This window comes from Empedobacter sp. UBA3475 (genome assembly GCF_002378465.1).
Classification (GTDB): domain Bacteria; phylum Bacteroidota; class Bacteroidia; order Flavobacteriales; family Weeksellaceae; genus Empedobacter; species Empedobacter falsenii_B.
In genome coordinates this window covers 1-6026 of sequence record NZ_DFRA01000025.1, presented here as the reverse complement: position 1 = coordinate 6026, position 6026 = coordinate 1, and the positions used below count along the sequence as shown (strand labels likewise).

General features: G+C 30.7%; 6 protein-coding genes. 5 read left to right on the top strand and 1 reads right to left on the bottom strand.

Features of this window, described 5'->3' with window-relative positions; all coding sequences use genetic code 11:
* Positions 1-717: 717 nt before the first annotated feature.
* A complete protein-coding gene (locus B3I31_RS05500; protein WP_291046845.1) occupies positions 718-1065 on the top strand; it encodes a helix-turn-helix domain-containing protein in 348 nt (115 codons plus the stop codon).
* Between the two features lie 21 nt (positions 1066-1086).
* Here the strand turns inward: B3I31_RS05500 and B3I31_RS05495 are convergent, their stop codons facing one another.
* Entirely contained in the window at positions 1087-1926 is an 840-nt protein-coding gene (locus B3I31_RS05495; RefSeq protein WP_291046846.1) for a tyrosine-type recombinase/integrase, read from the bottom strand.
* A 366-nt stretch (positions 1927-2292) separates the two neighbouring features.
* On the opposite strand from B3I31_RS05495, the gene B3I31_RS05490 reads away from it, so the two are divergent.
* From B3I31_RS05490 to B3I31_RS05475, 4 genes are all read left to right on the top strand, one after another.
* Entirely contained in the window at positions 2293-2805 is a 513-nt protein-coding gene (locus B3I31_RS05490) for a hypothetical protein (protein WP_291046850.1), read from the top strand.
* A 218-nt stretch (positions 2806-3023) separates the two neighbouring features.
* Positions 3024-3497 (top strand): hypothetical protein, encoded by a 474-nt coding sequence (locus tag B3I31_RS05485; protein WP_291046856.1) that lies wholly within the window; start codon positions 3024-3026, stop codon positions 3495-3497.
* A gap of 414 nt (positions 3498-3911) precedes the next feature.
* A complete protein-coding gene (locus B3I31_RS05480) occupies positions 3912-4826 on the top strand; it encodes a hypothetical protein (protein ID WP_291046857.1) in 915 nt (304 codons plus the stop codon).
* A gap of 146 nt (positions 4827-4972) precedes the next feature.
* Positions 4973-5887, top strand: a complete 915-nt coding sequence (locus B3I31_RS05475; protein ID WP_065722182.1) for a glutaminase — start codon at positions 4973-4975, stop codon at positions 5885-5887.
* Positions 5888-6026 lie beyond the last annotated feature (139 nt).

Here is a 6026-nt window from a genome sequence, read left to right as displayed (position 1 = left end):
TCTACTTTTTACATAGTACAACTCTAAAATCTCAATTCTCATATCTAACATCTAATCTGTACATCATACATTTAACTCATTACTTATAACTCATTACTTACAACTTAAATCAGGTAGTAGCCCCAATAAATTTGGAAAATGGCAATAAAGGGTTTACTTTTAATGTGCGAAAAATAAAAGTATAACCTAGCTGTCAAAGTCTCATTACCGAGGCTCTGATAGAGAGCGAGTAAAGAAAGGGGAACCTTTTCTTTACGTTCCGTTAAATGTTATAAAACGGAGAATTGTTCTTTAAAAGAATGGAAAAAACGAACAGACTTTGTCTGGAGGTTTTTTACGGATGAATTGAAATTGTTTCGTTCTCATTTTGTGTTGGGTTTTGTGGAACGATGTTTCTCGTGTATGAAGAAATACTTGCAAAAAAAGCAAGGCGGCTTCACACTTTAGTACCGTGGGCGACCAAACCCAGCTTATAAACTCGAAAGTTTAAAAGTTACCCCTAAAGCATATGTGAAAACCGCCCATGCCGTATTACGAAAGTACAAAACTTTTGAGACATGGAGCGATTTCACGAAACTCTCGAGGTAAAATTGGTCGTTTCGATTCGAGATTCATCGTTTTAATTATGACTATTAAAAGTCTAATTATCAATTCGCTTATACAAATATAAACAATTTTAATTAAAACCCAATATGTTGGGTGATTATTTTTAGTTAAATGAATAAAATATTCGAATTTGAAACTACACAATTTGATTTTGATTTAATTAATCATGTGAAAAATCTCAGAAAAGTTAATAGGATAACTAAAGATGAACTAAGCCTAAAAATGGGGGTTGCTAGAAGCTTTGTTAGTAATGTTGAATCTTATACACAGCGACATAAATATAGCACCCGTCACATAACTCTTTTGGCAAAAGCATTTGGATATAAAAACATTGGAGAATTGTTAGATTTTCCAACTCCTAAATATGATAAAATTAAAGTGACTGTAGAGCAAACTTATAATGAGGCAGGCACTAAAGTATTGAAAAGTGAGGTGGTGAAGATTGTTGAGATAAAATAATGTGTTAGATTTTACAAATTATCACAAAAAATCTAAAGGACTTGGTGTCGATTTTTTATCAATATCTGTAATGTGCGTATAAATCATGGTAGTTCTAATGTCGTTATGACCTAATAATTCTTGAACTACACGTACATCAATTCCACTTTTTATAAGATGAGTAGCATATGAATGTCTTAAAGTATGTACGCTGCCTTTTGATAAAACACCAGCTTTACTCATAGCATTTTTTAAAATTAATTGGACGCTCCTTTCGCTGTATTGATTCCCTTTAGCCCCTTCAAACAAAAAGTCTTTAGGTTGATAAACCTTATAATATTCTCTCAATAATAACAAAAGTTTATCTGGCAAAGCTACTATTCGATCTTTGTTACCTTTACTTTGACGAATAAGAAGTAAATCACTTTCCGATTTTATATCTGCAATTTTTAAATTTATCAATTCGCTTAGTCGCAATCCACAGCTATAGATTATGGTAAGAATAGCTTTATGTTTTAAATTTTCTGTTGCATTTAATAAATTTCGTACTTCTTCTTGAGAAAAGAAAGTTGGTAATTTATTAACTTTTCGTTTCGGATAAAGATAATTTAATTCGATTTTCTGATTTTCAACTAATTCAAATACTTTTTTAATTGCCCCAACCAAAGAACGTTGATAGGAAACACTGATATTTTCTTGAGTTACTTTTGTATTGATAAACAATTCGATTTCTGAAATAGGAATTTCATCTAATCTATTGTATTTTTCCATCTGCTCTAAGAAAACTTGAGCGTAACCACAATACGATTTTATGGTATTGTTTGCATATCGTTGTAATTTTAATCGATTTTGCAACGTTTTTAGAATTGTTTCGCTATCCATACATTCATTATTACATTTTACATCAAATTACTTCGTGATACATGAATTTTATTTTTATAAGTATCTAATTTACAAAAAAATAATTATATTTGTTTTTAATTTTACGAAATGCGGATATAGCTGTTTTTTTACGAAACAAATGCTAGATCAGTTTCGTGAAAAAACAATGATGTGACGCAATTCTCCGCTATGCTACGAATCGCGTCACATCGGTTGACGGATTACATCCGATAATGTACACATTTCATCGCTATCGCTCCGAACTGCGTACATCATCGAATTTGCTAAATAAAAAATACACGCAACTTCGTTGCTATATTTTTTACTGTCGCAAATCCGTCAACCGTTAGGCGAAATTATAAGAAAATGAAATCAACAATTAAATTTTTATTAAAAATATTCACTGTCACAGCATTAATATTTGGATTTATGTTAGTAATTCCAGAATTATTTTCAAATCAAAAAATTGAAATAAAAGAAATTAGTATAAAAGCATTAATCTTTGGACTTCTTATGACCATAATTCTTGGATTACTTCAAGTGGTTAAAATGAAAAAAAATGGAATAAGAAATGCCTCTGACTTGGACTTTAAAGTTAATCAAAAATCAACATTTACTTCAAAATTAACTTTAAAAGAAATATTTGATGAATTAAAAACTAAATACAAATCAATAAACCTTACTTCAGACAAAATCATTATAAGAACATCTATTAGTTTATATTCTTGGGGCGAAAACATTGAAATTACAAAAGGAAGCACTAATGAATTTGAGTATGAAATTACGAGTAAGCCACAATTACCAACAACCTTGATTGATTATGGTAAAAACAGTGAAAACATCTTGAAAATAAAGAAAATAATAAATAACTTCGCCTAACATCGTATTGCTAAAATGCGGGATTGAAGGCTCTTGCGTTGAAAATTTTGTGAAATTTAGTCGCAAAAAATGTTTCCGCCTCCATTTTTTTATTAATTTAGTCAGCGGAAAACATTTTTTGCTTCGTGCAGTTTTTAGTAGAAATTTCAGGTGTAAAAGCCCGCACTTCAGCAATACGTTTCCCGTTAGCTGTAATTGCACAAAATCAGACCGACTAAATGAAAATCAAAAAACTTTTTTACACTATTATATTTGCTTTGATTTTATTTTCTTGTAAAAGTAGATCAATTACATATAATCATACTAGAATTGTTAAACTTCAAGAAAGTGGTTATTCTGTCTTTTTTGACACACTGAAAATAAATTTTAAAAATTTTTATTCGAGTAAAGAACAAGTTAACAGAATTACAAAAAATAAAAAATATAAAACTATTAATATAAAATCGAACGGAAATAGTAATATCATTGAATCTGAAAACTTAAAAAATAAAACTATTAAAAATTTGAGTATTCCTGAATTTGGTCTACTTATCATTGACGGATATCCTGTAAGTTCAGAGAATTTAAAAACAAATGTCTTAATTGACTTGAACTCAATAAAAAATATAAAAATCTTAAGTAAAAATGATTATCAAGATAAATTTCCACATTTAGATTTAAAAGGCGGTATTGTGATTTTACAGACTAGATAAAAAATTTGCAAATTGCAACTACAGCTAACAAGGTATTGCCAAAAGCGGGGCTAAAGTGGTAAATTCAAGGTTCTACCATAATTTTCCGCCAAAAACGAATTTTATTCGTTTTATATTTTTAAATTTAACTCATAAAAATTCGTTTTGGCTCGCCTCGGTGCAAAATCGAAACTTTCCGCTTCGATTTCCCCGCCTTCGGCAATACCCAAAACGATGTGACGCAATTCTCCGCTATGCTACGAATCGCGTCACATCGGTTGACGGATTACATCCGATAATGTACACATTTCATCGCTATCGCTCCGAACTGCGTACATCATCGAATTTGCTAAATAAAAAATACACGCAACTTCGTTGCTATATTTTTTACTGTCGCAAATCCGTCAACCGTTAGCAGCAAGCATTTAACCGAAGATGAAAATTATTGAAAACTATCTTAAAGAAGAAAACTACTTTGGACTATTAGTTTATGGACCATCAATCGACGAAATAATAGAAATATATAATAACACAATTCTGGTACCATTGAAATCTTTGTATCATAATCACTACATTGATTATATAAAGGATTTCTTTGAAACATTCAAATATAAATACGCAGTATCTAATATTGAAACATTTGATAAGGATTATTCCGATAATATTCCTGTTTGTTATATACTTTATAAATCCAATGAATCGCAATCTAACATATTAAATTTTGAGAAAGAATGTAGTGTTCATCTTGAAAAAGCAAAACTGTTTCTTTCTTTAATATCAGGTCAATCCCCCGTTGAGTTTTTTAAAGTTGTAAAAATGAATGAAAAAATTATGTATAAAACTGAATTAGTTCAGTATAACAGATTGCACAGACTATGGATTAGTTTAGAAGAGAAACTTTCATTCATTAATAACGCTGAAAAAATAATTGATAATCAAAATTTTTCCTTGTCACTTTTTCATGACGCAAACAAAGAGACTAATCATATATACAAATGTGCCAGATATTTTATGGTACTAGAAAGTATTACAGAAAGTAATCATGAATCTCGCAAACATGTAAAATCGTTTTTTGCTAAGAATAATTATTCGCCAACTTTAAACCACAATAATTCGGTCAGAAATTATAATTTGTCAAATATTGATGCTGTTGAAATTGCAGGCATAATGAGAGCGAAATTATTTCATGGTGCCACTCTGAAATATGATTATTTTAAGAGAATCATTTCAGTACAAGACTACAATTATTTAATTTCTAATCCAGAAGAATTAAGTAAACACATGAGGGATTTATGTGAAACAGCGTTTTACTTAAAAAACAACCAAAATAATGAAAATGCCAGCCGCTAACAAGGCATTGCCAAAAGCGTGGCTGAACGGCTTCGAATTGACATTTGTGCAAAGTTCAACTTTTGTCCTTCGATTGAACTTTTGTGCTAAAAATACCCGCCTTCGGCAATACCCAAACCGTTGTGTACAATTAAATTAAAAAAGAGGTGAATTTAGAAGAAATAGTTAGGGCAACCTATGAAGAGGTTAAAAATACAGATGACAAAGGACGATTGGCATCTTATATTCCTGAGTTGGTTAACGTTGATTCGGAAAGTTTTGGAGTATTTATATCAACAATTGACCACACTAATTTTGGTATTGGCAATTTTAACGAAAAATTTTCGATTCAGAGTATTGCAAAAGTACTTTCACTAAGCTTAGCATATAGTATTCTTGGCGAGAAAATTTGGACAAGACTTGGAGTAGAACCTTCAGGAACAGCATTTAATTCTCTAGTTCAACTTGAAGCAGATAAAGGCATACCTCGAAATCCCTTTATAAATGCTGGAGCAATTGTTATTTCAGATATTCTACTTAGCAATCTGAAAAACCCAAAAGAAGAATTTTTATCTTTTATTAGAAGCATTTCCAATAATTCAGAATTAAACTATTCACGCAAAATAGCTGCTTCAGAAAAAAGCGTAGGATTTCGAAATGTGGCATTATGTAATTTCATTAAATCCTTTGGAAATATTGAAAATGAACCCTCAGATGTTCTTGACTTCTATTTTGATCTTTGCTCTCTTGAAATGAATTGCAAAGAGCTTTCAGAATTATTTTTGTTTTTAGCAAACAATGGCTGTAACATATTTGCTAACAATTCGATACTTACCAAAAGCCAATGCAAAAGAATAAATGCACTAATGCAAACTTGTGGCTTATATGACGAATCTGGAGAATTTGCCTTTAAAGTTGGACTTCCTGGAAAGAGTGGTGTTGGAGGAGGGATTGTTGCAATCCATCCAAATCATTATGCGATTGCAGTTTGGAGTCCGAAATTGAATGAAAAAGGAAATTCATATAAAGGGATGAAATTTCTTGAAGAGTTTACAACAAAATCTCAGTTATCGATATTTTGAGATGAAATAGCCATGATTGGAACAAATCACCAACCGAAGATGATATTATAACCAATCTGGCGTATTCCATGTGACCCATAAAAATAAATAATAACACATGAAAACTGTACACAACATCGGTAACTGTTGCACAACTCCA